Below are 22,865 nucleotides of genomic sequence, written 5' to 3' on the forward strand. Positions count from 1 at the left end.
GCCATGGCGGCTTACGTCATCTCCGAGGTCGAGGTGCGCGGCGATGGAGCGCTATCGCACCCGCGCGGCGGGCTCGATCGCGCAATACGGCGGGCGCTATCTGGTCCGGGGCGGGGCCGCCGAGACGGTCGAAGGCGGCCCGCCCGCCAAGACCCTCATCATCGTGGAGTTTCCGTCGATGGCGCGGCTGCGCGAATGGTATGCGTCGGCCGAATACGCCGAAGCTCTGGGCGAGCGCTGGAAGGCGCTGGACCGTCGGCTGATTTTCGTCGAGGGTGCTGCACCTGCGTAGAGAACGGACTCCGTTGCGCTCATGCTGACCATCACCCCCCGCCGCAAGCGTTGGCTCAAGCTGACCTCGGCGCGGTGGCAGCGGCGGGTGCTGTTCGTGGCCGGCGGCCTGGTGGTAGGCGCCGCGGCGGTGGCGCTGGCGGAGCTCGCCGACTTGGCCCAGCTCGCCTTCAACTGGCTGCTGTCGAAATCGCGCTACGCGTCCCTGGTGGTGACGCCCGCCGGCTTCGCGCTGTCGGTCTATCTGACCCAGCGCTACTTCCCCAATGCGCAAGGCAGAGGCATTCCGCAGGCGATCGCCGCACGGCACCTGACGGATACAAGCGCGCAGCCCGCTGGTGTCGATCCGCATCGCCATCGGCAAGGTGCTTTTGACCTTGCTCGGACTGCTCTGTGGCGGCTCGGTCGGCCGCGAGGGTCCGACGGTGCAGGTCGGCGCCTCCATCATGTTCGCGCTGGGCCGGCTGTCGCCGCGCCGCCAGCCCGGCCTGATCCTGGCTGGCGCGCCGCCGCTGGGGTCGCGGCCGCCTTCAACATGCCGCTCGCCGGCATCGTGTTCGGCATCGAGGAGATGAGCCGCGCCTGCGAGACGCGGACCTCGAGTCTCGTCATCGCCACCGTGATCGCCGCGGGCCTGACCTCGCTGGCCTTGATGGGCAACTACGCCTATTTCGGCACGACGCCGCTCGCGCTCGGCAAGGGTATCGACCTCGCGTCTCATCTGCGAGGAGGGGCTCTACCACGCCCTCGCCAAGGGCTTCGTCGCCAGAGCTGAGACAAAGGCTGAGGCAGCGCAAGGACCGAAGCGGTTTGCCGCGCCGTCCTGACCTCGCGCTCATCCACAGTGTTCGGAGCGCGCCGATAACCGGCGTCGGTTCAATCGCTTGATGGCAGATCCTGGGATCTGCCATCAGTTCGAAATGACCGTCGGCGGCCCCGTTGCCGGCGCCGCCGCGCAAGGTTCGTCGCTCTACTTCCTGAACGGATCTGGCCGCATCAGGAGCCGGCCGGAGATCGAGTTCGGCACCTCGTAGGGTGAGCCGATCGACAGCACGTGGCTCAGCGCGATCAGCCGGTTCGGCAGCTTGGCCGGCGGCGGCGTCTGGAACGAATAGGACGTCGGGTTGTGGCACAGGAAGCAATTCAGCACGTTCTTGATCGGCGTGTTGTCGGCGTTCTGCACGAAGGTCTCGGCGGTGGCGTTGGCGAGATTGACCGAGCCGACCGCGCTGGTCTGGTTGCTGTTCAGATTATACGAGTTGGGGAGCATCCAGACCGTGCCGTCGAGGGCGTAGTTCGCGAACGTCGATTGCGGGCCTTTCAGGCCGGAGAGAAAGCCCTGGGCTTGCGCCGTGATCGCGAAGATGTTGCCGACGCCATTGGGCTGGTTCTCGCCGCCGGTCTGGTTCTCGAGCACGACGTTGCTCACCGGTGTGAGCTTCTGGGTCGCCGGATCGAGCCGCAGTTGCGGCCGGTTGGCGCCGGGCAGAGCCGGGATGTTGACCTGTGAGAACGGCGTGCGGCCCTTGTAGAGCGTGTAGCTCTTCGGATCCGAGCGGCTCGCCGATGGCGCAAAGGTGTTGTCCGGCGTCTGCGGCGAGTTGTTCTTCAGCTCGAACGTGCCCCACAGGAATTCGGGGTGGTTCTCGGTGTAGCCGACCACGTGCAGGCCGATCAGCGCCACGGTCACGGTGACGAATTTGCCGGGCACCGGGCGGATCGTGATCAGGCCGGGGGTGATGTTGTTCTCCAGCACCGGCACCTGCGCCTGGGTCGTATAGGCGCCCGCAGGCGGTGCCTGCCCGGGGTCGAGCCGCAGCCACGTCGCCTTGAACACCGCATCGCCAACGGCGAAGGAGGAATCCGCCGGCTGGCTCTGGTAGCCACCGGTCGCGATCAGGTTCTTGCGCGCCGTGCTGAAATAGCTCTGGTTCATGTGAACCGAGGCGTAGACGGGATAGCCGTTCTGCGCGACCAGCATGTTGCCGTCGGCTTCGACGATGGCGCCGGCGCCTTCGGTGAAGCCGGCCGTGCCGTGGAAGACCTGGGCACGGGCCGCCAGCGTCAGCGGGCGCGGCCGTGGTGCGCCGGCATTCTCGGCGTTGCCGAGCAACTCGTCGGGCGTCGCCAAGGTCATGAACCGCGGGACGGCGGCGCCGGAGCCCGAATCCTTCACCAGCGCCGTCGCCCAGACGAACGCCTCCCACGACCATTGATGGAAATTGCAGTCCGGCGTCGGGATGGTCTTGGTGTCGGAGGTGGGGAAGGCGGCGTCCGGCTTGAGATAATTACCCAGTCCCTCCGACCAGCCGAAGGCCGGGCAGTTCTTCGCCGGCGGTGGAGGGGCGGCGCTGGCCGGGCTGAAGGCGCCGGCAAGGCCGCTTGCGGTGATGGTCGTCGCGAAAGTGAGCATGAGCCACTGAATCGTCTTCATGGCCGGTCTCCATTGATGTGCGCGCTGGGATGGGCCGAAGGTCTCGCCGCCATGCGTCGCAAATGATTGCTGAAAATGATTCATTCAAAAGTAGTGCGCGGCGAACATGCACCCAAAGGTGAGATTTGCAAGACCGGTAGCTCACGCAACCCGCGTTTTTTTTTCGGAGGCGCCTCGCGGCGTGAAATGCGGCTCTGCCGGACCGTCGATGCGACGGCGTTCGTCTTCACCTGCCGACAGGGGCTGCAGTGTGGGCGCGGGCACGGCCGACACCGCTGATCGCGCGCATCCTGGCGGCCGTTCGCTGGAGAAGTGCGAACAATGAGGTCTTCACGCCAGTGGACGACAACCACAGGAGAGTGAAATGAAGTCCATCATGGCCTCTGCGTTGCTGCTCGTGCTGACATCGGGCGCAAGCCTTGCGGCACGCCGCTGATTGATGCGCGTCAGCACAACCAGTCACATCGCATCTACAACGGCATCGCGAGCGGACGGCTGACCTATCTGGAGGCGCAACAGCTCGTCCGCGGTCAGATCCACGTCCAGAAGCTGGAAAACAAGACCAAGGTGGACGGCGTGGTGACGCCGTTCGAGCGTGCCCGCATCAACGTCGCGCAATCCGTGCAGGGCGCGCGCATATTCTGGAAGAAGCACAATTAGCCGCGCACGGCGGTTCGCTGGTGGCAAGGCGCCGCCGCGCACGGCGCTTTGCCACCATGTGATGCGACGGCGGCGCCGCTCACACCAGCGCGACCGTGACGCCGGCAGCGGCGCTGAACGCGACCACGACGAGCGGCGGCGCGCGCCATGCGACCAGCAGGACGAAGCCGATCAGGGCGATGCCAAAATCCGCGGCGTTGTGGATGGTGGTTGTCCAGACCGGGTCGTACAGGGCCGCTCCCAGCACACCGACCACCGCAGCGTTGACCCCCCGCATCATGGCCTGGGCGCCGGCGCGTTTGCGGAACGAGTCCCAGAACGGCAGCGCGGCGAGCAGGACAAGCATGCCAGGCAGGAAGATGCCCAGGAGACCAAGCGCAGCCCCGATGATCCCGTGCGGCTCGGGAGCCACCACGTGCCGAGATAGGCGGCGAAGGTGAAGAGCGGGCCCGGTACGGCCTGCGCGGCGCCGTAGCCGGCGAGAAAGGCGTCGTCGCTCAGCCAGCCAGGTCCGACGAAGGCCTCGCGCAGCAGCGGAAGCACGACGTGCCCACCGCCGAACACGAGCGCGCCCGAGCGATAGAAGGCATCGAACAAGGCGATGCCGGTCGATCCCGTCACGCCGCGCAGCAGCGGAAGTCCCGCCAACAGGACGACGAACATGGCGAGCGCAACCAGCCCCACGGTCCGCGACACCGGGATCGCGACGTGTCCGGACGGCGCCGCCTCGCCGCGGCAGAGCCACAGACCGGCGAGTCCGCCGAGAACGATCGCTCCGATCTGGGCGAGCGAGGCGGTGCTGAATAGGATGATGAGCGTTGCGGCGACCGCGATCGAGGCGCGCGCACGGTCGGGACAGAGCGAGCGCGCCATGCCCCAGACCGCCTGCGCGACGATGGCGACCGCGGTCAGCTTCAGCCCGTGCAGCAGGCCGCTGCCGACCGGTCCGCTCAATCGGCCCGCACCATAGGCGAACAGGACGAGCATGGCGGCCGACGGCAGGGTGAAGCCGGTCCAGGCGGCGAGCGCGCCGAGATAGCCGGCGCGCATCAGCCCGATGGAGAAGCCGACCTGGCTGCTGGCGGGGCCGGGCAGGAACTGGCACAGCCCGACCAGATCGGCATAGGCATGCTCGTCGATCCACTTCCGCCTGACGACGAACTCGTCGCGGAAATAGCCGATATGGGCGATCGGACCGCCGAAGCAGGTCAGGCCGAGCGTGAGGAAGATCCGCAGAACCTCGAGCGGAGATCCGGAGCGCCCGCCGTGATCGGCGGGCGGGTTGGTCGCGGACTTCAGGCTGCTCACGGACGTTCGTTCCAGTCGCGAGGAGGTTCCTATCGGCTTTCGTTAAGGGGAAACGGGACCGTCGGCCAGTCTCAATCGCTCATGGCCGCTGATCGGACCGCGCGTCGGCTGCTGGCCATCTCATGCTTTCGATCGGTGGAATGGTGGGCACGGCGCCCCCGCGATCTCGCGCGAGGAGACCGCCTGTGCGCCTTTGCCCATTGTTGCCTGCTAGTTAGCTCCATCCCTCCAGCACGATCTTGCCGCGGGAGGTGTTGCTCTCGATCAACGCGTGCGCGCGCTTGAGGTTGGCCGCGTTGATGGTGCCGTAATTGTCGCCAAGGGTGGTGCGGATCACGCCCTTGTCGATCAGGTCGGACACGTCGTTGAGCAGATTGTGCTGGGCGATCATGTCCGGGGTCGTGAACGAGGAGCGCGTGAACATCGATTCCCAGTGGATCGAGATCGCCTTGCCCTTGAAGGCGGCGAGCGAGAACTCGGCGGGATCGTCGATCAGGCCGAACTTGCCCTGCGGCGTCATGAAGTCGGCGATTGCCTTGTAGTGCTGGTCGCTGTGGGTGAGGCTCGCGATGAGCGCGACCGGCGGCAGCTTCAGCGCGTCGATCTGCTCTTTCATCGGCTTGCCATGATCGATCACGGCATGGGCGCCGAGCTTCAGGCACCAGTCGCGCGACTCCGGTCGCGTCGCCGTGGCGAGCACGGTCAGCCCGGTGAGCCGGCGCGCGAGCTGGATCAGGATCGAGCCGACGCCGCCGGCGGCGCCCGTGATCAGCAAAGTGCGGTCGTCGAGGCTCTTGCCGGGGATTGCGCCGAGCCGGTCGAACAAGAGCTCCCAGGCCGTGATCGAGGTCAGGGGCAGGGCGGCGGCTTCGGCGAACGACAGGCTCTTCGGCTTGCGGCCGACGATGCGCTCGTCGACCAGATGGAATTCGGCATTGGTGCCCTGGCGCAGGATCGAGCCGGCGTAGAACACCTCGTCACCGGGCTTGAACAGGCTCACGTCCGGGCCGATAGCCTCGACCACGCCGGCGGCGTCATAGCCCAGGATCTTGGTTTCGCCGGCGGGCGGTGCGGCGCGCTTGCGCACCTTGGTGTCGACCGGATTGACCGAGACCGCTTTCACGGCGACGCGGATGTCGCGTCCCTTCGGCTCGGGTTTGGCGGTCTCGAAATCGAACAGCGCGCGGTCCTCGGTGATGGGCAGCGACTGCTGGTATCCGACGGCCTTCATGAACAGCCTCCTGGTTGGCTTGGCAATAGGATCTGTTTGTCCTGCTGGCATCACTTCAGCAAGTACTGTAAAAATGGGGAACTAGTCCCCATTTGGATACTATTGGGCCAAAACGCGATGAAACGGAAGAATTTCACCCGCCGTCCCGGCTGCGCGGTCGAAGCCACGCTCGACCTGATCGACGGCAAGTGGAAGGGCGTGATCCTCTACCACCTGCAGGGTGGCAGCCAGCGCTTCGGCGAGCTGCGCCGGCTGATGCCCGGCATCACTCAGCGCATGTTGACCAAGCAGCTGCGGGCGCTCGAGGACGACGGGCTGGTCGTCCGCAAGGTCTATGCCGAGGTGCCGCCGCGCGTCGAATACAGCCTGTCCGAGGTCGGCGAGAGCCTGCGGCCGGTGATCGAGGTTCTCAGAAGCTGGGGCGAGCGGCACCAGGAACGGCTGTCCTGCGCACCCGTTGCGGAGACCATCAAAGCGCCGCATCAGACCGCCTGAGCTTGGCCGCACCCGCCGTTCCGCCTATATCGAAGTCCTCATTGTCCGGGATTCTTTGCATGACGTTGATTCGCACTTCCGTGGTCCTGCTGCTGTCCCTGCTGGCCGCCTCTCCGCTCGCGGCCCAGGACCGGCGCGTGCCGCAGTCCCAGGCCGAGCTCCGGCTGTCCTATGCGCCGATCGTGCAGCGGGTGCAGCCGGCAGTCGTCAACGTTTACGCCGCCAAGGTGGTGCAGAACCGCAATCCCTTCCTCGACGATCCCATCTTCCGCCGCTTCTTCGGCCTGCAGGGCGGACCGCAGGAGCAGATGCAGCGCTCGCTCGGCTCGGGCGTGATGATCGATCAGTCGGGTCTCGTCGTCACCAACGTGCACGTCATCGAGGGCGCCGACGAGGTGAAGGTGTCGCTGTCCGACAAGCGCGAATTCGAGGCCGAGATCGTGCTGAAGGACAGCCGCACCGACCTTGCTGTGCTCAAGCTGAAGGGAACGCGCGAGTCGTTCGTCACGCTCGACCTCGCCAATTCCGACGATCTGCTGGTCGGCGATATCGTGCTGGCGATCGGCAATCCGTTCGGCGTCGGCCAGACCGTGACGCACGGCATCGTCTCGGCGCTGGCGCGCACGCAGGTCGGCATCACCGACTATCAGTTCTTCATCCAGACCGATGCCGCGATCAATCCCGGCAATTCCGGCGGTGCGTTGGTCGATATCAACGGCCGTCTGGTCGGCATCAACACCGCGATCTACTCCAAATCCGGCGGCTCGCAGGGCATCGGCTTTGCCATTCCTGCGAACATGGTGCGCGTCGTCGTGGCCTCGGCCAAGAGCGGCGGCAAGGCAGTGAAGCGCCCCTGGCTCGGCGCGCGGCTGCAGGCGGTGACGCCCGAGATCGCCGAGAGCCTGGGCCTGCGCTCGCCGACCGGCGCGCTGGTCGCCTCGGTGGTCCCGAACAGCCCGGCGGCGAAGGCGGGCATCAAGTCGTCGGACCTGATCGTGTCGATCGATGGCCAGACCGTCGATGATCCCAACGCCTTCGACTACCGCTTCGCCACGCGGCCGCTCGGCGGCTCCGCGCAGATCGAGGTGCAGCGCGGCGGCAAGCCGGTGAAGGTCGCGGTCGCGCTGGAGACCGCACCGGACACCGGGCGCAACGAGATGGTCATCAACGGCCGCTCGCCGTTCCAGGGCGCGAAGGTCGCCAACATCTCGCCGGCGGTGGCCGACGAGCTGCACCTCGATGCCGACACCGAGGGCGTCGTCATTCTCGAGCCGGGCGACGGCACAACGGCCGCCAATGTCGGCTTCCAGAAGGGCGACGTCATCATGGCCGTGAACAACCAGAAGATCGCCAAGACCGCCGATCTCGACAAGGCGTCGCGGGAGTCCGCCCGCATCTGGCGCATCACCGTGCTGCGCGGCGGCCAGCAGATCAACGTCACGCTCGGCGGATGAGTCCGAAACGTCCCCAGCAGGGAGGCCCAAGCAGAGGCCCGAGCCTCTTCGCCGCGGCGGGGATGGAGCACGATGCGCCGCGGCCGCTGCCGGAGCGGCTGCGCCCCCACAAGCTCTCCGACGTCGTCGGACAGGATCACATCCTCGGCCCCGACGGCGCGCTGACGCGCATGCTGGAGACGCGGACGCTGGGCTCGCTGATCTTCTGGGGCCCGCCCGGCACCGGCAAGACCACGGTGGCGCGGCTGTTGGCCGATGCCACCGAGCTGCATTTCGAGCAGATCTCCGCGGTGTTCTCCGGCGTCGCCGACCTGAAGAAGGTGTTCGACGCCGCGCGCGCCCGCCGCGAGACCGGGCAAGGAACGCTTCTCTTCGTCGACGAGGTGCACAGGTTCAATCGCGCCCAGCAGGATTCCTTCCTGCCGGTAATGGAGGACGGCACCGTCGTGCTGGTCGGCGCCACCACGGAGAACCCGTCCTTCGAGCTCAACGCCGCTCTGTTGTCGCGTTCGCGCGTGCTGGTGTTCCACTCGCTCGACGCCGCCGCAATCGAGCGGCTCTACAGCAACGCCGAAGCGGTCGAGGGCCGCAAGCTGCCGCTCGACGACGAGGCGCGCGCCGTGCTGATCCGCATGGCCGACGGCGACGGTCGCGCGGCGCTGACGCTCGCCGAGGAAGTCTGGCGCTCGGCGCGCAAGGACGAGATCTTCAACGCGGTGCAACTGCAGGAGATCCTGCAGCGCCGGGCGCCGATCTACGACAAGTCGGCCGACGGCCACTACAACCTGATCTCGGCGCTGCATAAGGCGGTGCGCGGCTCCGATCCGGATGCGGCGCTGTACTATTTCGCACGCATGCTCGACGCCGGCGAGGACCCGCTGTTCCTGGCGCGCCGCATCGTGCGCATGGCGGTGGAGGACATCGGCCTCGCCGATCCCCAGGCGCTGGTCATCGCCAACGCCGCCAAGGACGCCTATGATTTCCTGGGCTCGCCCGAGGGCGAGCTCGCGATCGCGCAGGCCGTGATCTATGTCGCGACCGCGCCGAAATCCAACGCCGCCTACAAGGCCTTCGGCGCCGCCAAGCGGGTGGCGAAGGAGGGCGGCTCGCTGCTGCCGCCGAAGCACATCCTCAACGCGCCGACCAAGCTGATGCAGGGCGAAGGCTACGGCGCCGGCTACCAGTACGACCACGACGCCCCCGATGCGTTCTCCGGGCAGGACTATTTCCCGGAAAGCCTCGGCCGCCAGCAGTTCTACGACCCGCCCGAACGCGGCTTCGAGCGCGAGATCAGGAAGCGGCTGGATTATTGGGCGAAGCTGAGGAAGGAGCGGGGCGGTTGAATAGTGCCTCGTTCCAGAGGCGTTGATCGTTGCTCCGCCGGACTACGTTGATTTTACCGTCCAGCAAGAAATCAGACTGGTACCGCGGCCCTTCTTCTAGCTTCCGCCATCTTGCGCAGTGCAGCAAGCCTGCCGTTGGGTGCAGCGGTCGCGATGCGGCCTTCGGTTTAGCAGTCGGGATCGATCTCGGACTTCGCTTGACACCTTCATCGACTCTGGCGACTACTTTTGAAATCCCGAGACCGATTTTTGCGTCGCGCGTCCAGCTCATCTTTCTCGTTGGCCCAACAAGTGCGTTGTCGGTGAGTGTTGTGAAGGCGGGACTGCAGTTCGACAGCAGCCCTAGTTGTTGTGAGACCCTGTCCGGTCGCAACTCATTTTCGGAGCTGGACAAAGCGATTCTTTAAGGGCAGCTTCCTCTCATTAGGAAAGCTTTTTTTACAATTCATACCCGCAGGAGCGAGCCATGATATTCAAGCTGGGAGCGGTCGCATCCACTGTAAGCCTTGTGATTTTCGGTGCTGGAAGTGCAGCGGCTGCGTCCTTGTCGGAGTGCAACGCAGCACTGATCGTCTCTACCTACAACAAAATCGATGCTTCCAAGTCCGATTGGCGAATGGCGACGTTCGTAGACAAGGAGGCTTATAACAAGATCAAGGAATCGGCCGGTGCATCTGCTGTCATATACGGAGTGCCGGTGGGCGCAAATTACGACCAGTTCCGTGAGAGTATCGACCGCTACAAGACAAGCACGACGGAGAGTTTTTCGCAGGAGCAATTCCACAACATCTCTTGGACAGGCCTCGGGGCCGAGGCGGCGGATGCTTACAAGGAATGTATCAGGCAGAAGAGTCGAGGCTTGTACATTGTTCCCGATAAGGCAACCGATTCCGACCTGTCGTTCCGTGTAGTTTACGGCGTGGTTGGCGGAAGTCCCAACCCGCTTCCTGTGAAATGGATGGGTGCCGCGGCGAAGGACGCCTCCCTGCCGGGAACGGTGAGTGCCGGTGAAAAAATTATCGTCATCGACAGACCGGCCAAGTCCTCCATGCTGGCGCTCAACGACGATGCAAACGCCGGTTTTTCCGATTCGCTGATTCTGACGCCTTTGCCGCCTCCGATTCCTCCGGAGCAAAAATTCGCCAACCGGTGTGTTATTACGCAGACCGATGACCCCGGACCCGTGACTAGAGGCAATTCGTTCTCATGGACTTGCGACAGGTTGAGGGCTGGCACCTACGCAGTTTCGTTGAGCGTTGTGCCCAGTGCGGCACGACCGGTCCGCTTAAACTGGCATTCGCAGATCAAATTCATTGGAGACAAGGAGACCGAGGTCTTCGATCTTGCCAAGTCTTCTGGCGGCACCATCGATACTGTGAATGCCGGCATCGGAACAAGCTTCCAGAGCAACGGTAACAACATCACCGTTAAACAGTCGGGGGCGCTTCCTGTAATCAGCGTCTTCATAGATAATACCTGGTGGCACATGGACTTTGCCAACCAGTCCAACGACCCAATCAACATTCCAAAGAATGTCAGCATATCGGTGATCGGAAAATAGACGCAAGCGCTGCAGCGGAAATGCAGTCTCTCCAATTGCACGCGCAGCGCTAGGGCCGGAGGACGCGCCCGACGACCCGGCGCGTCCTAGGTTGAGAGAGCTGCCGTCGTTGCGGTGACAGCAGAACGTTAGCTTACTTCCCGCTCTGCACGAACTCCACGATCTCCCGCGTCAGCCGGTCGTCCTCGGTGTTGATGGAGTAGACCTCCGACATGTGACTATGCTGCGGCAGCATCACCGCGCGCGCACAGCCCGCAGGCCGCTTGCAGGCGGCCTGCTTCAGGAGGTCGAACTGCTCGACGAAGCGCGGCGGGTCGAGCTCGACGGAGGCGATCATCAGCGGCAGGCTCGAGGCCTGCAGGCCTGATAGCGACGAGCGCTCCTTGAAGCGCGAGGGATCGGTGCCGAAATAGGCCATCTCCTGGTCGCCGAGCGGCGTCGCGGTGAGGTCGTAGACGCCCGAGGCCATGATCGCGCCCGCAAGGCCGCCACCGGCGACCTTGTGGAATTCGGGATGCGCCACATAGGTCGCGACGTGCACCGCGCCGGCCGAATGGCCCATCAGATAGATGCGCGCGGGATCGCCGCCGTTCTCGGCGGCGTGGGCGGCCACCCATTGCACCGCGCTGGCGACGTCCTCGACGCCGGCGGGCCAGGGGAATTTCGGCGCCAGGCGGTAGGTGATGTTGATGCCGACGAAGCCGTGCTTGGTGGCCCATAGCATGATGTTGTCGTAGAACGGGCCGTCCGGCGTGGTGCGCTTGTTGCCGCCGATGAAGGCGCCGCCATGCACGAAGATCAGGATCGGGCGGGGCGCGGCGGCGCTGTCCGGCGTGAAGACGTCGAGCAGATTGCGCTCGGCCGTGCCGTATCTCACATCGCGCTGAACCTTGACGCCGATGTAGGGTTCCCTGGCCTGCAGCGGCGCGTAGATCGCGGCGGTCTTCGGCGGGTCGATGGCCCGGCCGATCTCGATCAGCTTCCAGGCAATGTCGTCGGGCATCGGGCTTTGTTGAGCTTGCGCGGCACCCAGCGTCAGCGCGGTCGCTACGATGGTCAGGGCCACTTTCGTCAGCGTCATTCAATTCGCTCCGATCACGTCCGATTTCGCGGGGCAAGGCCTCGTCGGGCCGATTTATCCCGATTTCGCCGTGACTGGCAGTGGCTTTTGAGATACGCAACCTGCCATGAGCCGCCGCATCAAGCGAACCCAGAGCAAATCCGACCGTCCCGCCGACCGCCGCAAGGGTGAGCGGCCGAAGGCCGAGGCTGCGCGCAGCGCAGGCGCGCCAGCCAAGCGCGAGCCATCCAAGCGTCCGGATGGCGAGCGGCCGCGGCGCGAGCGTGTTGCCGGCGAGCGCGAGGCGGCACCGCGTAGCGAGTTTGGTCGGGGCAAGGGCGATCGCGTCCGCGCCCCGCGCGCCGAGCGCGAGGATCGTCGCGACGCGTTCGAGTCGCGCGAGCGGCCGCCGGCCAAGCGCGCCAGTGCCGGCAAGCCCGTGCGCTTTGGCGCCGAGCGGGCCGAGCGCAAGCCGGTCGCCGCACCGCCGCCGAAGAAGCCCGAGCCCGAGACGCCAGTGCTGCCGACCAAGGTGCAGACCGTTGTCGTCACCGCCGACGAGAACAACATGCGCGTCGACCGCTTCCTCGAAGCGCGCTTCCCCGGCCTGTCGTTCTCCCACATCCAGCGCATCGTCCGCAAAGGCGAGCTGCGCGTCGACGGCAAGCGCGCCGACTCCAAGGATCGCCTGGAGGAGGGCCAGAGCGTGCGCATTCCGCCGCTCAAGCTCGATGCGCCCAGGGAGCGCGCCGGCCTCACCGAGGGCGAGCGCAAGACGCTCGAAAGCCTGAAGGCGATGACCTTGTATGAGGATGACGACGTGCTCGTCCTCAACAAGCCCGCGGGGCTTGCGGTGCAGGGCGGCTCCGGCATGACCCGCCACATCGACCAGATGTTGGAGGTGATGCGCGACGCCAAGGGCCAGAAGCCGCGGCTCGTGCACCGCATCGACCGCGAGACCTCGGGCTGTCTGCTGATCGCCAAGACCCGCTTTGCGGCGACCCATCTGACCGGCGCGTTCCGCCATCGCTCGGCCCGCAAGGTCTATTGGGCGCTGGTGGCCGGCGTGCCAAAGCCGAAGCAGGGCCGCATCTCGACCTATCTCGCCAAGGAGGAGAGCGAGGAGGATACCATCATGCGCGTCGCCGCGCATGGCGACGAGGGCGCCAGCCACGCGGTGACCTACTACGCCGTGGTCGAGGCCTCGGCCAACAAGCTCGCCTGGGTGTCCTTGAAGCCGGTCACGGGGCGCACCCATCAGTTGCGCGCGCACATGGCCCATATCGGCCACCCCATCGTCGGCGATCCCAAATATTTCAACATCGAGAACTGGGCGCTGCCCGGCGGCCTGCAGAACCGGCTGCATCTGCTGGCGCGCCGCATCGTCATCCCGCATCCGCGCGGCGGCGTCATCGACGCCACCGCGCCGCTGCCGCCGCACATGCTGCAGTCGTGGAATCTGCTCGGGCTCGAGCACGACCGCTTTGACCCGATCGAGAACGCGCCGGAGGAGTGAGCGGCATCTACGCAGCCGCTCAGTTCCGGAACTGCTCCAGGAACAGCCGCAGTGAATCGTGCGGCGTCTCGACGTCCAGGATGACCCAGCCGTCCGGTCCCTTGACGACGATGAAGTTCAGGGTGATGCGGCGGCCTTGATTGTCGAAGCTGGCGGCGACATAGGTCTTGTCGAACTGCCGGCGCAGGATCGAGATCGCGACCGGGCCGAGCTTCCAGCGCGGGCTCTGCACCAGGAAGTCGTAGGGCTCGCGCCGCGGGGCGGTCCAGGCCTTGGCGAGGCTCGGATCGAAGAACTGCCGGGCGACCTCGGCCGTCCGCGGCAGCCCGGCGGAGAGTTCCGGCACGCCTTGGCCGTAATGGGCATAGACATTGCGGAGCAGCGATTCCGGGGTGCGGAAGCCGGCCGCGGCCGGGGCGGCACCGCCGAGCAGGACGAGAGCGGAGAGCAGGGCGCGCATCGGCAGCTCGCATTTCGGACGGACAGGGCTTATCTAGCGCGAAAACGACGGATCCCGTGTGATCATCCCGTGAGAGGGCTGGAATTCTGATGCGTGAACTGTTTGACGACGTCGTCGGCCGGTCGCCGCTCGATCCGCAGGAATCGGCGCGCCAGGCGATGCGGACGCCGCTGCGCAAGCGCTTCTACAAGGAGGCCGGGACCGCCGCCGCCGAGGGCGGCTTCAACGTGACCCTTGACGGTCGGCCGATCCGCACGCCGTCGGGGCGCGTTGTCATCGTTCCCGCCGGGGAGCTGGCGGAGGCCGTGGCCGCCGAGTGGCAGGCCCAGGGCGACAGCATCGATCCCGCCACGATGCCGCTGACGCGGTTCGCCAACAGCGTCGTGCAGTCAGTGGTCGATCGCACCGACGACGTGCGCGAGGACATCGCCAAATATCTCCAGTCCGACCTGTTGTTCTACCGCGCCGGCCATCCCGAGGGGCTGGTCGCGCGCGAGGCCGAGCACTGGGACCCGGTGCTGGACTGGGCGCGCGACCGTCTGGGCGCGCATTTCATCCTGTCCGAGGGCATCATGCATGTGACCCAGCCGGGCGCCGCGGTGCAGGCGGCGCGGGGCGCGCTGCCGACCGGCCCGTGGACGGTGGCGGCGGCGCATGTCGTCACCACACTGACCGGCTCGGCGCTGCTGGCGCTGGCGCTGGTGCATGGGGTGCGCGACCCCGGCCAGGTCTGGGCGGCAGCCCATGTCGACGAGGACTGGAACGTCGCGCAATGGGGGGCCGACGAGGAGGCGATGAGCCGCCGCGCCGCCAAGCAGATCGACTACGAGGCCGCCGTCCGCATCCTCCGGGCGGTCGACGCCGTGCTCTGAGGCCGGTTAACGCCGGGTTTAGGGGCACCCGCTAGGCTCTGCGCGTAACCCGAGTACGCGCATGGTCCAGAGTGTCACCCCGTCGCCTTCCGTGAGCGCCGTCCGCGGCGTCGGCAGCTCGCCGGCCGGAACCGCGCCGCAGGCCGCGACCACGCTACAGGCCGGTGCGCTGCTCAGCGCCAGGGTGCAGCAGGTGCTCGCCGAGAACCTGGTCCAGGTCGCGATCGGAAACCTGTCGATGGAGCTCGCCAGCGAGCTGCCGCTGCAGGCCGGCCAGACCGTGCAGGTCGCAGTGTCGCAGACCGCGCAGGGGCTGCAGCTCGCCATCGTCGGCCAGGGCGGCAGCGCTGCCACTGGAACCAGTGGCACCCCGACGCCGGCGGCCACCGTCGTCGACGTCACCGGCCGGCTGGCGCCAACCTTGCCCCCGACGCCGGATCCGCTGACCGGGCTGGAGCGGCTCGCATTGTCGATCGCCAGCGAGGAGGCGGCGACCCGCCAGGGCAGCCAGGGCCAATTGTTCGCCGATCTCCAGGCCGTCGTCGACGCACCCAATCTTCCGCCGGCGTTGCGCGCGGCCGTGGCCCAGGTGCTGGCGCAGCAGACCCAGCTATCGCCGGCGCTGACCGCGGAGGATGTGCAGAGCGCGGTGCGGCATTCCGGCCTGTTTCTGGAATCCTCGCTCGCCAATGGCACCGCCGGCGCCGGCACGCCCGACCTGAAGGCGGCGCTGATCGTGCTGCGCCAGACGCTGGCGACGGTGCTGCAGACTGTCGATCCCGGCATGGCGGCCTCGACGTCGGCGTCGCCGGGAGGCTCCTATGCCTCGGTGCTGTCCGAGGCCGGCCGCGCCGCCGCCGCGCAACAACAGAGCGCTGCACCCTCGCTGGTGCCCGACATCGAGATCGAGCTGCCGCCCCAGCCCTGGGCAACGGCAATGGGGCGGCCCGACACCGTGTCTGCCGGCTTCACCGGCTCGGCGCTGATCGAGACCCTGACGGGCGCCAAGGCGCAGTCGCTCACGCCCGGCACGGTGCTGGCCGTGCTGCAGGAAGCGCAGCAGCAGATTCCGCGTGCCGCCGGCCTCGTTCCCGGACGCAACGCCAATGGCCGCGCCGAAATGGTCGTGCGCACCAACACGCCGCCGCCGCCGTTCCGCGGGGCTGCGCCGATGCCGCAGGCCGTGGCGACGGCGACGCTCGGCCCGGACACGCCGCTGCCGGCGATCGCGCACCGCCTGCTCGACGAGACCGACCAGGCGCTGTCGCGCCAGACCTTGCTGCAGGTCGCCTCGCTGCCGGATCGCCCGGACGCCTCGACCGCGCGCACCGATCCGGCGCTGCCGCGCTGGAATTTCGAGATTCCCTTCGCCACCCCGCAAGGGACCGCGATGGCACAGTTCGAGATCTCGCGTGACGGCGGCACGCAGTCGCCGGACGCGGCCAAGCGCGTCTGGCGGGCGCGCTTCTCGCTCGACGTCGAGCCGGCCGGCCCGGTGCATGCCATGATCAGCTTCAGCGCCGAGCGCACCTCCGTGCGGATGTGGGCCGAGCGTCCGGTCACCGCCGCGCGGTTGCGCGCCGGTCTCTCCGAACTCAGCCAAGCCCTCAGCCGCGCGGAGCTGTCGCCGGGCGATCTCGTGGTGCAGGACGGCGCGCCGCCGGCCGTGATGCCGCCCAAGGCCGGCCATTTCCTGGATCGCGCGCTATGAGCATCGAGGTGAAGGCCGCCAACAAGACCCAGCTCGCCGTCGCCTTGCACTATGACAAGGGCCTGGGCGCCCCGCGCGTCGTCGCCAAGGGCAAGGGCACGATCGGCGCCAAGATCATCGAGGTCGCCAAGGCGCACGACATCCCGATCGAGGAGAACGAGGTGCTCGCCGGCGCGCTCTCCAATGTCGAGCTCGGCGACGAGATCCCGGAGGAGCTCTACAAGGCCGTCGCCGAGGTGCTGGTGTTCGTGCTCAATCTGTCGCGTCCGATGCGCTAGCGCCGCATTTGTGATCTCCGTCATGCGTCGGTCGTCACCGCCGTGTGGTAGGGAGGGCGAACGACGACGGAGACTTGCGATGTCCATGATGAGCCGCCGCCATGCGCTTGCCCTGATGGCCGGCGCCAGCCTGTTGCCCGCGCGCTCGCTCGCGCATGTCGCCCCGCCGCGCAACGAGGTCCGTGGCGATCTCGTCAAGCGCTTCACCGACGAGGGCACCAAGGGCACGTTCCTGGCCTACAAGGTCGAGGACTATCTCATCATCGCCAGCGACACCGATCGCTCCGGCGAGGCGAAGCTGCCGGCCTCGACCTTCAAGGTCGCCAATTCGCTGATCGCGCTGGAGACCGGCGTCGTCGAGGATCCCGACAAGGACGTGTTCAAATGGGATGGCGTCACGAGATCGATCGAGGCCTGGAACAAGGATCACACCTTGCGCAGCGCGATCGCGGTCTCCGCCGTCCCGGTCTATCAGGAGATCGCGCGCCGGATCGGTCCTGAGCGCATGCAGAAATATCTCGAGGAGCTCGACTACGGCAATCACGATATCGGCGGCGGCATCGACCAGTTCTGGCTGACAGGCGCGCTTCGCATCGATCCCGTCGAGCAGGTCGATTTCATCGATCGCCTCAGGCGCGGCGCGCTGCCGGTGTCGAAGCGCAGCCAGGATCTGACCCGCGACATCATCCCGACCACCAAGGTCGGCGAGGCCGTGATCCATTTCAAGTCGGGGCTGCTGGGGAAGGAGCAGGGCGCGCTCGGCTGGATGGTTGGCTGGGTCGACAAGGGTGACCAGCCCACCGTGTTCGCGCTCAACATGGATTGCCCCGAGGAGCGCCATGTTGCGGACCGCATGACGCTGGCGCAGGCCTGCCTGAAGGACATCGGCGCGCTGTAGGTGATTGACAGTAGGGTGGGCAAAGGCGCGAGGCACATTCTTAGTCGTAGATGACGCCGTCGCGCGCCGTGCCCACCGTCTTGCCCGGCGCGGTGGGCACGGTGCTCGGAGCGACGCAAGCGTCGCTCCTGCGCGCCTTTGCCCACCCTACATTCTCGTCACCGCCGCGACAGCTCCAAATTGACGCCGGTGATCTCCGTGCCCGCCGGCCGGATCGACACCGTCTGCCGGCGTCCCTGCGTCGTCAGCGACAGCCCGGCCGAAAACGTCTGCCCGCGCGCCTGGGCCTCGATGCGGTTGCCGACGGCGCGGCCCTCGATGGTGCCGGACGCATTGTGGCTCGCCTCGCTCCATTGCCCCGAGATCTCGCCGCCGCGATAGGCGACGTCGCTGGAGAGATCGATGTTGTAGCTGTCGCTGGCGCAACGGATATTGAGACGGAGCTGCTCGCCGGCGCCGCCGACGTCGTAGGCCGCGCGGCAGCGCAGCCGCTCCTGGTTGCCGTCGGACATGCTGAGTACGCCGCCGCCGCTCCAGGAGCCTTCCAGCCCCCGGAACGGCGAGGCCGGCGCGGCATGGGCGGCGCCAGCCAGAACAAGGGCAGTCAGCAAAGTGGGGATCGCAAGGCGAGAGGCGCGCATCATCGGGCTCCGTTTCATCGTCGAAAAGTGAGCGACAACGCAGGAACACCCGATGCGTTCGATCTGTCACCTCAAGAATTGATCCAAATCGTTCTATTTTTGCTCACGACAGTTTGAACAGCGTGCGCAGGAAGTCCGTTACCGCCTGGCGCGCGGCCTCCGCGGTGGCGGGATTGCCGCCGACATGCGGATCGAGCTCGACGCAGGCGTCCTGATAGGTGAAGGGCTGCTGCGTCTCGGCATTGATCAGCATCCCGCCGTCGCTCTCCTTGATGCGGCAGTTGCGCACGGTCTGCGCCTTCGGCGCGACGGCGAGCATGTTGGCGCCGAGCAGGCCGAGGTCGAAGCCGTGTGGCGAGTCTGGATATTCGGTCAGCGCAACGTCGCGGCCCGCTGCCTTCAGCCGCTCGACATAGGCCTTGCAGGTCCGCACCGGATTGTAGTCGTCCGGTCCGCCGTGAAAGATCCGGATCGGCCGCGCCACCACATCGGTCTCACCGACATAGGTCGTCGAGCAGTCCGGATAGAACGGGATGTAGGCGGCAAATTGCAGCCCGGAATTGTTCCAGCGCTTGTGGAAACGCTCCAGGCTCGCATACAGCGCCGCCTGACCGCCGCGCGAAAATCCCATCAGCACGATGCGCTCGGGATCGACGCGCGGATGCTTCGCCAGCACGTCGAGCGAGCGATAGATGTCCATGATCAAATTGAGCCGGCCGAGCTGCGCCTGGTTGGTGCTGGTGGCGGTGATGCCGCGTCCGGTGAAGCCGTCGATCGCGAAGGTCGAGATCCCCATCGCATTGAAGGTGCGGCTCCAGGCCGCGATGTTGCCGCCGACGCCGCCCGATCCATGCATCAGCACCACGACCGGCAGCCGGCCGCTGCCTTGCGCGACGCGCAGCTCGCCCACGACCGTGACCGGCTTGCCATTGTCGTCGCCGGACAGGAACTGCCGGTCGGACAGCGTGAGCGAGGGGATCGGATACATCTCGATCCGGGCAGGCGTGTCCTTGGAGATGCCTTGGGCATGGGCGCGGCTGCAGAGGCTGAGACCGGCCGCGGTCAGCAGGATCGTGACGACGGTCGCTGCCGTCAGCCGCAGCGATCGTCGAGCGGCTCGAGGCAATGCGTCGGTAAGTCTGAAACGAGCGGGCGCATCAAGCGCCGACGGCGCGGCACTATTATGTCGCTCCATGACCGTCCTCCTGGCTCGCCGCTTGTTGCGGCTTGGCAACCAAGTAGAACGAGGGATCACGGAGCTGTCAAACGGCGTCACGACCTGCGAAGAGCGAGACTGGTGGACAACGCAGCGTGTGGTGCGCTGCGGGATTTGATCGCTACAGAAAGCTAGCCTGATAGCTCGTCGCCATCAACGAGACATGCGCTTCGAGGGGAGGTCGCAACTCGAAGGCTCGCGGATCTCGGGCGAAATTCCATAGTCGCACCAGGAGCCAGTCGTCGCGATACGCTTCGGCAATCGCGAGCTCATTTCGAGTGATGTGAAATGGCGTGCGTTCCCAGCCGTTCGTCGTCTTAACCTCGATGAGCCGTTCTCGACCGTCGGGTTCGAAGCTCCTGATGTCATAGCCCGCGCCGTCGCCATCGACGTCGGAAACCCATCGAATTTGGCGCGCGAGATCGGTCCGGCCTGCGGCCAGCAGAGTTGAGCGCTCATGGGCCAGAACGCGTTCTTCACCGGCGCGGCCGAGCGCGCGATTGCGCGCGTCCCGTGCCCCCACATCATATTTTCTGGCAATCACCACCATCTGTTCGAGCTCTTCAGGGGGAGGCGCGTTGCTGTGTGTTGGAGGCGGTCCGATCCACAGTGGCGGAGGCTCCCCATAGCCTGATCCTAATGAGATCGCTGCTGCCCGCGTCGTTCGTGCGAGCCATTCCGGGTTGCGGTCCAGCCAGCGAGCTACGGCAACTTCGAGTGAGGACTGAAAATTGAAGGCGGGCCTGTAGCCAGCGATCCATTCTTCGCCGAGCCCCTTGAGTACGGCACTGATATTTCGATTCTTGTACTCGATCGAACCGTGTGTTCGGCCGGTCGATGCCTGCACGGCACGGTTACGTTCGGCTTTGTTGTACGGTCTCCCCGCGACATCATCCGCGAGCATCGCGAAATAATCGGCGACAATGGCGTCGTTCTGCTCATCGGTCCAGGCGCCAGCCATAGATGCCCTTCGGCAGGATGTGAGGAGCCGCCTGCCTCACACGCAACCATAGCTTAAGGTGCCCGAGCTGGCCAGCAGGCTCAGCTTTGCTGGCGAATTCGATTATGGCGTGGAGAGGCGTCGTCATAGTTGTCCAGAAAGCGATGGACAGAGAGGAGGCCTCTGCCCGACGGGCAATCCTCGCATATCATCCATGCCCGAACTGCCCGTCGTGCCAGTTTGTCGCGGACTGATCACTTGCACCGTCGGGCAAATCACCTCCACATTTCCGCGCATCCCGGCCCGCCAAGAGGGACGTTTCGCGATCGTCACGAACGTCGGGCCGGGGATGCGGTGGGCGTGTCGGTCTGCAGCCTGGTCTCACGATCGGGCCGACGAACGGAGCGATGCGACGGCGAAATCGTGTGGTCCTGGCCTCCCGGTGCTGAGGCCAAGTCGGTGGGGATGATCCGCTGGCGACGGGGGCAATCAAGCCGGTCCCCGGGGAGATCACGTATAACCCGTTCAAACCATCGCGCAGGGAGGGCCGGGAAGTCCCAGCCGAACCTGTGGTTCCTGCCCCGTGCATTTTCTCTGCACGGGGGCCATGGGGGCGGCAGGCTCCCGGCCTTCCTTGCGCCTCTTCTTCCACGGAAGGGGACGAACTCAAGCAAAGCCCGGGCGCACTCCGCCGCGGGGATCGCGACGTCATGCCTCGAAGCGGCGACTTCAAGCGAAATCTCTCCGGGTGCGATCACGCCAAGCACGGTGCGCCCCAGTCATGACCTCGACCCTACGCGGCAGGACGACCGGCTGCTGTCAGCGAGCAGATCGCCACACGACGCGGCGGCGGCCTTGCCGCGCGCGCGTCGCCTCAGGCGTCGGCCAGCCCCGGCTTGCCGGCCAGGGTGACGAAGGATTTCGCGGTCGACACGGTGCCGTCAGCGACGCTGATGCGGTCGACGACGCGGTAGTCGGCCTGCCAGCGGGCCGGCGTCACGACATGCCTGATATAGCCGCGCTGGTTGCTGAAGAACTTCAGATGCGGATTGTTGGCGAACAATGTCGGCTCGTTGTCGTAGCGCGCAAAGCCGTCGCCGTCCGACGAGATCGAGGTCGCCAGGAATTCGACGCCGACGCAGGGCGAGGCCGGATCGCGCCAATCCTGCTTCAGCTCGAGCGCGACGCCCTTGTGCAGGTCGCCGGTCAGCACGACGGTGTTGGTGATGCCGGCCTCGCGCAGCATCTGCATGACGCGGTCGCGCGCGGCGCTGGCGCCGTCCCATTTGTCGAGGCTGCACAGCGGCACGTCCGACGACGGCAGCCACGGAAACGAGCGCCAGTCGAGCGGGGCGAACATCACCTGCTGTGCCAGCACCTGCCAGGTTGCGCGGCTGCCGCGCAGACCCTCGGCGAACCACCGCTCCTGCTGCGCGCCCATCATGGTGCGGCTCGGCTCGTCGGCCTCGGGGCAGGCCTTGATGCCGTCGCCGCAGGGCTGCTTCGAGCGGTATTGCCTGGTGTCGAGCACGGCGATGTCGGCGAGCCTGCCAAAGGCGAGGCGGCGAAAAGCGAGGATGTCGGGTCCGCGCGGCAATTGCGCGCGGCGCACCGGCATGTGCTCGTACCAGGCCTGGAAGGCGGCGGCACGCCGGAACAGGAACGCCTCCGGCGGCGTGTCGCGCTTGTCGCGATCGCCGGCCCAATTGTCCATCACCTCGTGATCGTCGAAGCTCGGCAGGAACGGGCAGGCGGCGTGCGCGGCCTGCAGGTCGGGATCGGTCTTGTAGAGCGCATAGCGCTGCCGGTACTCCGGCAGCGTGTAGCAGGTGGCGAAATGCTTCGGCATGGTGCGCGGCAGCGCCACGCCCTTGGACTCGGCGGCGTACGCATTCTCGTAGATGTAGTCGCCATAGTGGAAGACGAAGTCGAGATGGTCCTGCGCGATCGCACGCCACGCCGTGTAGAAGCCGCGGTCCCATTCCTGGCAGCCGGCGGAAGCGAACCGCATCTGCGCGACGTCGGCGCCGGCGGCGGGAAAGGTCCTCGCACGCCCGATCGGGCTCTCCGCCTCCGGCAGGCGGAAGCGATAGAAATAGTCGCGGGCCGGAGCGAGGCCCTCGATCTCGACATGGACGGAGTGCGCCAGCTCGATGCGGGCGATCGCAATGCCGGATTGCACGATGGTCGTCATCGCCGGATCGGTCGCGACCTCCCAGCTCACCTCGCGCGGCAGCGCGATCATGCCGCCACGCGGCTGCAGCGGCTCGGGCGCGAGCCGGGTCCAGATCACGAAGCCGTCGGGGCTGGGATCGCCGGAGGCGACGCCGAGCGTGAACGGGTTGGATTTCAGCGGCGGAGCCTGGGCGAGCGCCGTGCGCGCCAGCGGCGCGCCGAACGTCACCAGCCCGGCCTGCAGTGCGCCGCGCAGCAGGCTGCGCCGGTCCAGGCCGGCCATGTCTCGGAATCGGATCATGCCGGCATCCTACCCGTCGC

General features: G+C 66.6%; 18 protein-coding genes and 3 pseudogenes. 11 read left to right on the plus strand and 10 right to left on the minus strand.

Annotation, left to right across the window (positions count from 1 at the left end; genetic code table 11):
- Nucleotides 1–3: 3 nt before the first annotated feature.
- Both QX126_RS10720 and QX126_RS10725 read left to right on the plus strand, forming a co-directional pair.
- Nucleotides 4–292: pseudogene (locus tag QX126_RS10720) on the plus strand (DUF1330 domain-containing protein).
- Between the two features lie 21 nt (nucleotides 293–313).
- Nucleotides 314–1,000: pseudogene (locus tag QX126_RS10725) on the plus strand (chloride channel protein); the annotation flags it as partial.
- A 261-nt stretch (nucleotides 1,001–1,261) separates the two neighbouring features.
- Here QX126_RS10725 and QX126_RS10730 read toward each other — a convergent pair.
- The 4 genes and pseudogenes from QX126_RS10730 to QX126_RS10745 form a co-directional block, all read right to left on the minus strand.
- A complete protein-coding gene (locus QX126_RS10730) occupies nucleotides 1,262–2,725 on the minus strand; it encodes a hypothetical protein (RefSeq protein WP_315737609.1) in 1,464 nt (487 codons plus the stop codon).
- Between the two features lie 459 nt (nucleotides 2,726–3,184).
- Entirely contained in the window at nucleotides 3,185–3,427 is a 243-nt protein-coding gene (locus QX126_RS10735) for a hypothetical protein (protein WP_315780827.1), read from the minus strand.
- 37 nt (nucleotides 3,428–3,464) lie between these two features.
- Nucleotides 3,465–4,684, minus strand: a pseudogene (chrA, locus tag QX126_RS10740) (chromate efflux transporter).
- A gap of 223 nt (nucleotides 4,685–4,907) precedes the next feature.
- Nucleotides 4,908–5,924, minus strand: a complete 1,017-nt coding sequence (locus tag QX126_RS10745; protein ID WP_315780828.1) for a zinc-binding alcohol dehydrogenase family protein — start codon at nucleotides 5,922–5,924, stop codon at nucleotides 4,908–4,910.
- Between the two features lie 117 nt (nucleotides 5,925–6,041).
- On the opposite strand from QX126_RS10745, the gene QX126_RS10750 reads away from it, so the two are divergent.
- The 4 genes from QX126_RS10750 (at nucleotide 6,042) to QX126_RS10765 (ending at nucleotide 10,777) form a co-directional block, all read left to right on the plus strand.
- A complete protein-coding gene (locus QX126_RS10750; RefSeq protein WP_315737613.1) occupies nucleotides 6,042–6,419 on the plus strand; it encodes a helix-turn-helix domain-containing protein in 378 nt (125 codons plus the stop codon).
- A gap of 59 nt (nucleotides 6,420–6,478) precedes the next feature.
- Complete coding sequence (locus QX126_RS10755; protein ID WP_315780830.1) at nucleotides 6,479–7,873, plus strand: DegQ family serine endoprotease; 1,395 nt, start codon at nucleotides 6,479–6,481, stop codon at nucleotides 7,871–7,873.
- Nucleotides 7,870–9,216, plus strand: a complete 1,347-nt coding sequence (locus tag QX126_RS10760) for a replication-associated recombination protein A (protein WP_315780832.1) — start codon at nucleotides 7,870–7,872, stop codon at nucleotides 9,214–9,216. The genes QX126_RS10755 and QX126_RS10760 overlap by 4 nt, the downstream gene beginning before the upstream one ends.
- Nucleotides 9,217–9,682: 466 nt before the next feature.
- The gene (locus QX126_RS10765) at nucleotides 9,683–10,777 is read left to right on the plus strand and encodes a hypothetical protein (RefSeq protein WP_315737616.1); all 1,095 of its coding nucleotides are present in this window, start codon (nucleotides 9,683–9,685) and stop codon (nucleotides 10,775–10,777) included.
- A 133-nt stretch (nucleotides 10,778–10,910) separates the two neighbouring features.
- On the opposite strand, the gene QX126_RS10770 is transcribed toward QX126_RS10765, so the two are convergent.
- On the minus strand, nucleotides 10,911–11,858 hold the full coding sequence (locus QX126_RS10770) for an alpha/beta hydrolase (RefSeq protein ID WP_315737617.1): 948 nt from the start codon (nucleotides 11,856–11,858) through the stop codon (nucleotides 10,911–10,913).
- A gap of 106 nt (nucleotides 11,859–11,964) precedes the next feature.
- Between QX126_RS10770 and QX126_RS10775 the strand changes: the two genes are divergently transcribed.
- Entirely contained in the window at nucleotides 11,965–13,353 is a 1,389-nt protein-coding gene (locus QX126_RS10775; RefSeq protein ID WP_315780834.1) for an RluA family pseudouridine synthase, read from the plus strand.
- A 19-nt stretch (nucleotides 13,354–13,372) separates the two neighbouring features.
- Here the strand turns inward: QX126_RS10775 and QX126_RS10780 are convergent, their stop codons facing one another.
- Nucleotides 13,373–13,813 (minus strand): hypothetical protein, encoded by a 441-nt coding sequence (locus tag QX126_RS10780; RefSeq protein WP_315780836.1) that lies wholly within the window; start codon nucleotides 13,811–13,813, stop codon nucleotides 13,373–13,375.
- Nucleotides 13,814–13,902: 89 nt separating this feature from the next.
- Between QX126_RS10780 and QX126_RS10785 the strand changes: the two genes are divergently transcribed.
- From QX126_RS10785 to blaOXA, 4 genes are all read left to right on the plus strand, one after another.
- Nucleotides 13,903–14,685, plus strand: a complete 783-nt coding sequence (locus QX126_RS10785) for an ATP12 family chaperone protein (protein ID WP_315780838.1) — start codon at nucleotides 13,903–13,905, stop codon at nucleotides 14,683–14,685.
- A 61-nt stretch (nucleotides 14,686–14,746) separates the two neighbouring features.
- Entirely contained in the window at nucleotides 14,747–16,396 is a 1,650-nt protein-coding gene (locus QX126_RS10790) for a flagellar hook-length control protein FliK (RefSeq protein WP_315780840.1), read from the plus strand.
- On the plus strand, nucleotides 16,393–16,674 hold the full coding sequence (locus QX126_RS10795) for an EscU/YscU/HrcU family type III secretion system export apparatus switch protein (RefSeq protein ID WP_315780842.1): 282 nt from the start codon (nucleotides 16,393–16,395) through the stop codon (nucleotides 16,672–16,674). The genes QX126_RS10790 and QX126_RS10795 overlap by 4 nt, the downstream gene beginning before the upstream one ends.
- Nucleotides 16,675–16,753: 79 nt before the next feature.
- Nucleotides 16,754–17,572, plus strand: coding sequence for an OXA-1091 family oxacillin-hydrolyzing class D beta-lactamase (gene blaOXA, locus QX126_RS10800; RefSeq protein WP_315737622.1), 819 nt, complete (start codon nucleotides 16,754–16,756; stop codon nucleotides 17,570–17,572).
- Nucleotides 17,573–17,730: 158 nt separating this feature from the next.
- Here the strand turns inward: blaOXA and QX126_RS10805 are convergent, their stop codons facing one another.
- The 4 genes from QX126_RS10805 to QX126_RS10820 form a co-directional block, all read right to left on the minus strand.
- Nucleotides 17,731–18,216, minus strand: coding sequence for a hypothetical protein (locus QX126_RS10805; protein WP_315780844.1), 486 nt, complete (start codon nucleotides 18,214–18,216; stop codon nucleotides 17,731–17,733).
- A gap of 100 nt (nucleotides 18,217–18,316) precedes the next feature.
- On the minus strand, nucleotides 18,317–19,339 hold the full coding sequence (locus QX126_RS10810; protein WP_409997752.1) for a dienelactone hydrolase family protein: 1,023 nt from the start codon (nucleotides 19,337–19,339) through the stop codon (nucleotides 18,317–18,319).
- Nucleotides 19,340–19,550: 211 nt separating this feature from the next.
- A complete protein-coding gene (locus QX126_RS10815) occupies nucleotides 19,551–20,390 on the minus strand; it encodes a DUF3883 domain-containing protein (RefSeq protein WP_315771166.1) in 840 nt (279 codons plus the stop codon).
- 853 nt (nucleotides 20,391–21,243) lie between these two features.
- Entirely contained in the window at nucleotides 21,244–22,845 is a 1,602-nt protein-coding gene (locus QX126_RS10820; protein WP_315780848.1) for an alkaline phosphatase D family protein, read from the minus strand.
- Nucleotides 22,846–22,865 lie beyond the last annotated feature (20 nt).

Source organism: Bradyrhizobium sp. SZCCHNPS1003, from assembly GCF_032381555.1.
Taxonomy (GTDB): domain Bacteria; phylum Pseudomonadota; class Alphaproteobacteria; order Rhizobiales; family Xanthobacteraceae; genus Bradyrhizobium.

What these genes read in the sequence shown, in the direction of transcription:
- QX126_RS10790 (WP_315780840.1), top strand. Translation starts at nt 14,747, where the DNA reads ATGGTCCAGAGTGTCACCCCGTCGCCTTCCGTGAGCGCCGTCCGCGGC.
- QX126_RS10775 (WP_315780834.1), top strand. Translation starts at nt 11,965, where the DNA reads ATGAGCCGCCGCATCAAGCGAACCCAGAGCAAATCCGACCGTCCCGCC.
- QX126_RS10785 (WP_315780838.1), top strand. Translation starts at nt 13,903, where the DNA reads ATGCGTGAACTGTTTGACGACGTCGTCGGCCGGTCGCCGCTCGATCCG.
- QX126_RS10765 (WP_315737616.1), top strand. Translation starts at nt 9,683, where the DNA reads ATGATATTCAAGCTGGGAGCGGTCGCATCCACTGTAAGCCTTGTGATT.
- blaOXA (WP_315737622.1), top strand. Translation starts at nt 16,754, where the DNA reads ATGTCCATGATGAGCCGCCGCCATGCGCTTGCCCTGATGGCCGGCGCC.
- QX126_RS10745 (WP_315780828.1), bottom strand. Translation starts at nt 5,924, where the DNA reads ATGAAGGCCGTCGGATACCAGCAGTCGCTGCCCATCACCGAGGACCGC.
- QX126_RS10820 (WP_315780848.1), bottom strand. Translation starts at nt 22,845, where the DNA reads ATGATCCGATTCCGAGACATGGCCGGCCTGGACCGGCGCAGCCTGCTG.
- QX126_RS10780 (WP_315780836.1), bottom strand. Translation starts at nt 13,813, where the DNA reads ATGCGCGCCCTGCTCTCCGCTCTCGTCCTGCTCGGCGGTGCCGCCCCG.
- QX126_RS10770 (WP_315737617.1), bottom strand. Translation starts at nt 11,858, where the DNA reads ATGACGCTGACGAAAGTGGCCCTGACCATCGTAGCGACCGCGCTGACG.
- QX126_RS10795 (WP_315780842.1), top strand. Translation starts at nt 16,393, where the DNA reads ATGAGCATCGAGGTGAAGGCCGCCAACAAGACCCAGCTCGCCGTCGCC.
- QX126_RS10730 (WP_315737609.1), bottom strand. Translation starts at nt 2,725, where the DNA reads ATGAAGACGATTCAGTGGCTCATGCTCACTTTCGCGACGACCATCACC.
- QX126_RS10755 (WP_315780830.1), top strand. Translation starts at nt 6,479, where the DNA reads ATGACGTTGATTCGCACTTCCGTGGTCCTGCTGCTGTCCCTGCTGGCC.
- QX126_RS10760 (WP_315780832.1), top strand. Translation starts at nt 7,870, where the DNA reads ATGAGTCCGAAACGTCCCCAGCAGGGAGGCCCAAGCAGAGGCCCGAGC.
- QX126_RS10750 (WP_315737613.1), top strand. Translation starts at nt 6,042, where the DNA reads ATGAAACGGAAGAATTTCACCCGCCGTCCCGGCTGCGCGGTCGAAGCC.
- QX126_RS10815 (WP_315771166.1), bottom strand. Translation starts at nt 20,390, where the DNA reads ATGGCTGGCGCCTGGACCGATGAGCAGAACGACGCCATTGTCGCCGAT.
- QX126_RS10805 (WP_315780844.1), bottom strand. Translation starts at nt 18,216, where the DNA reads ATGATGCGCGCCTCTCGCCTTGCGATCCCCACTTTGCTGACTGCCCTT.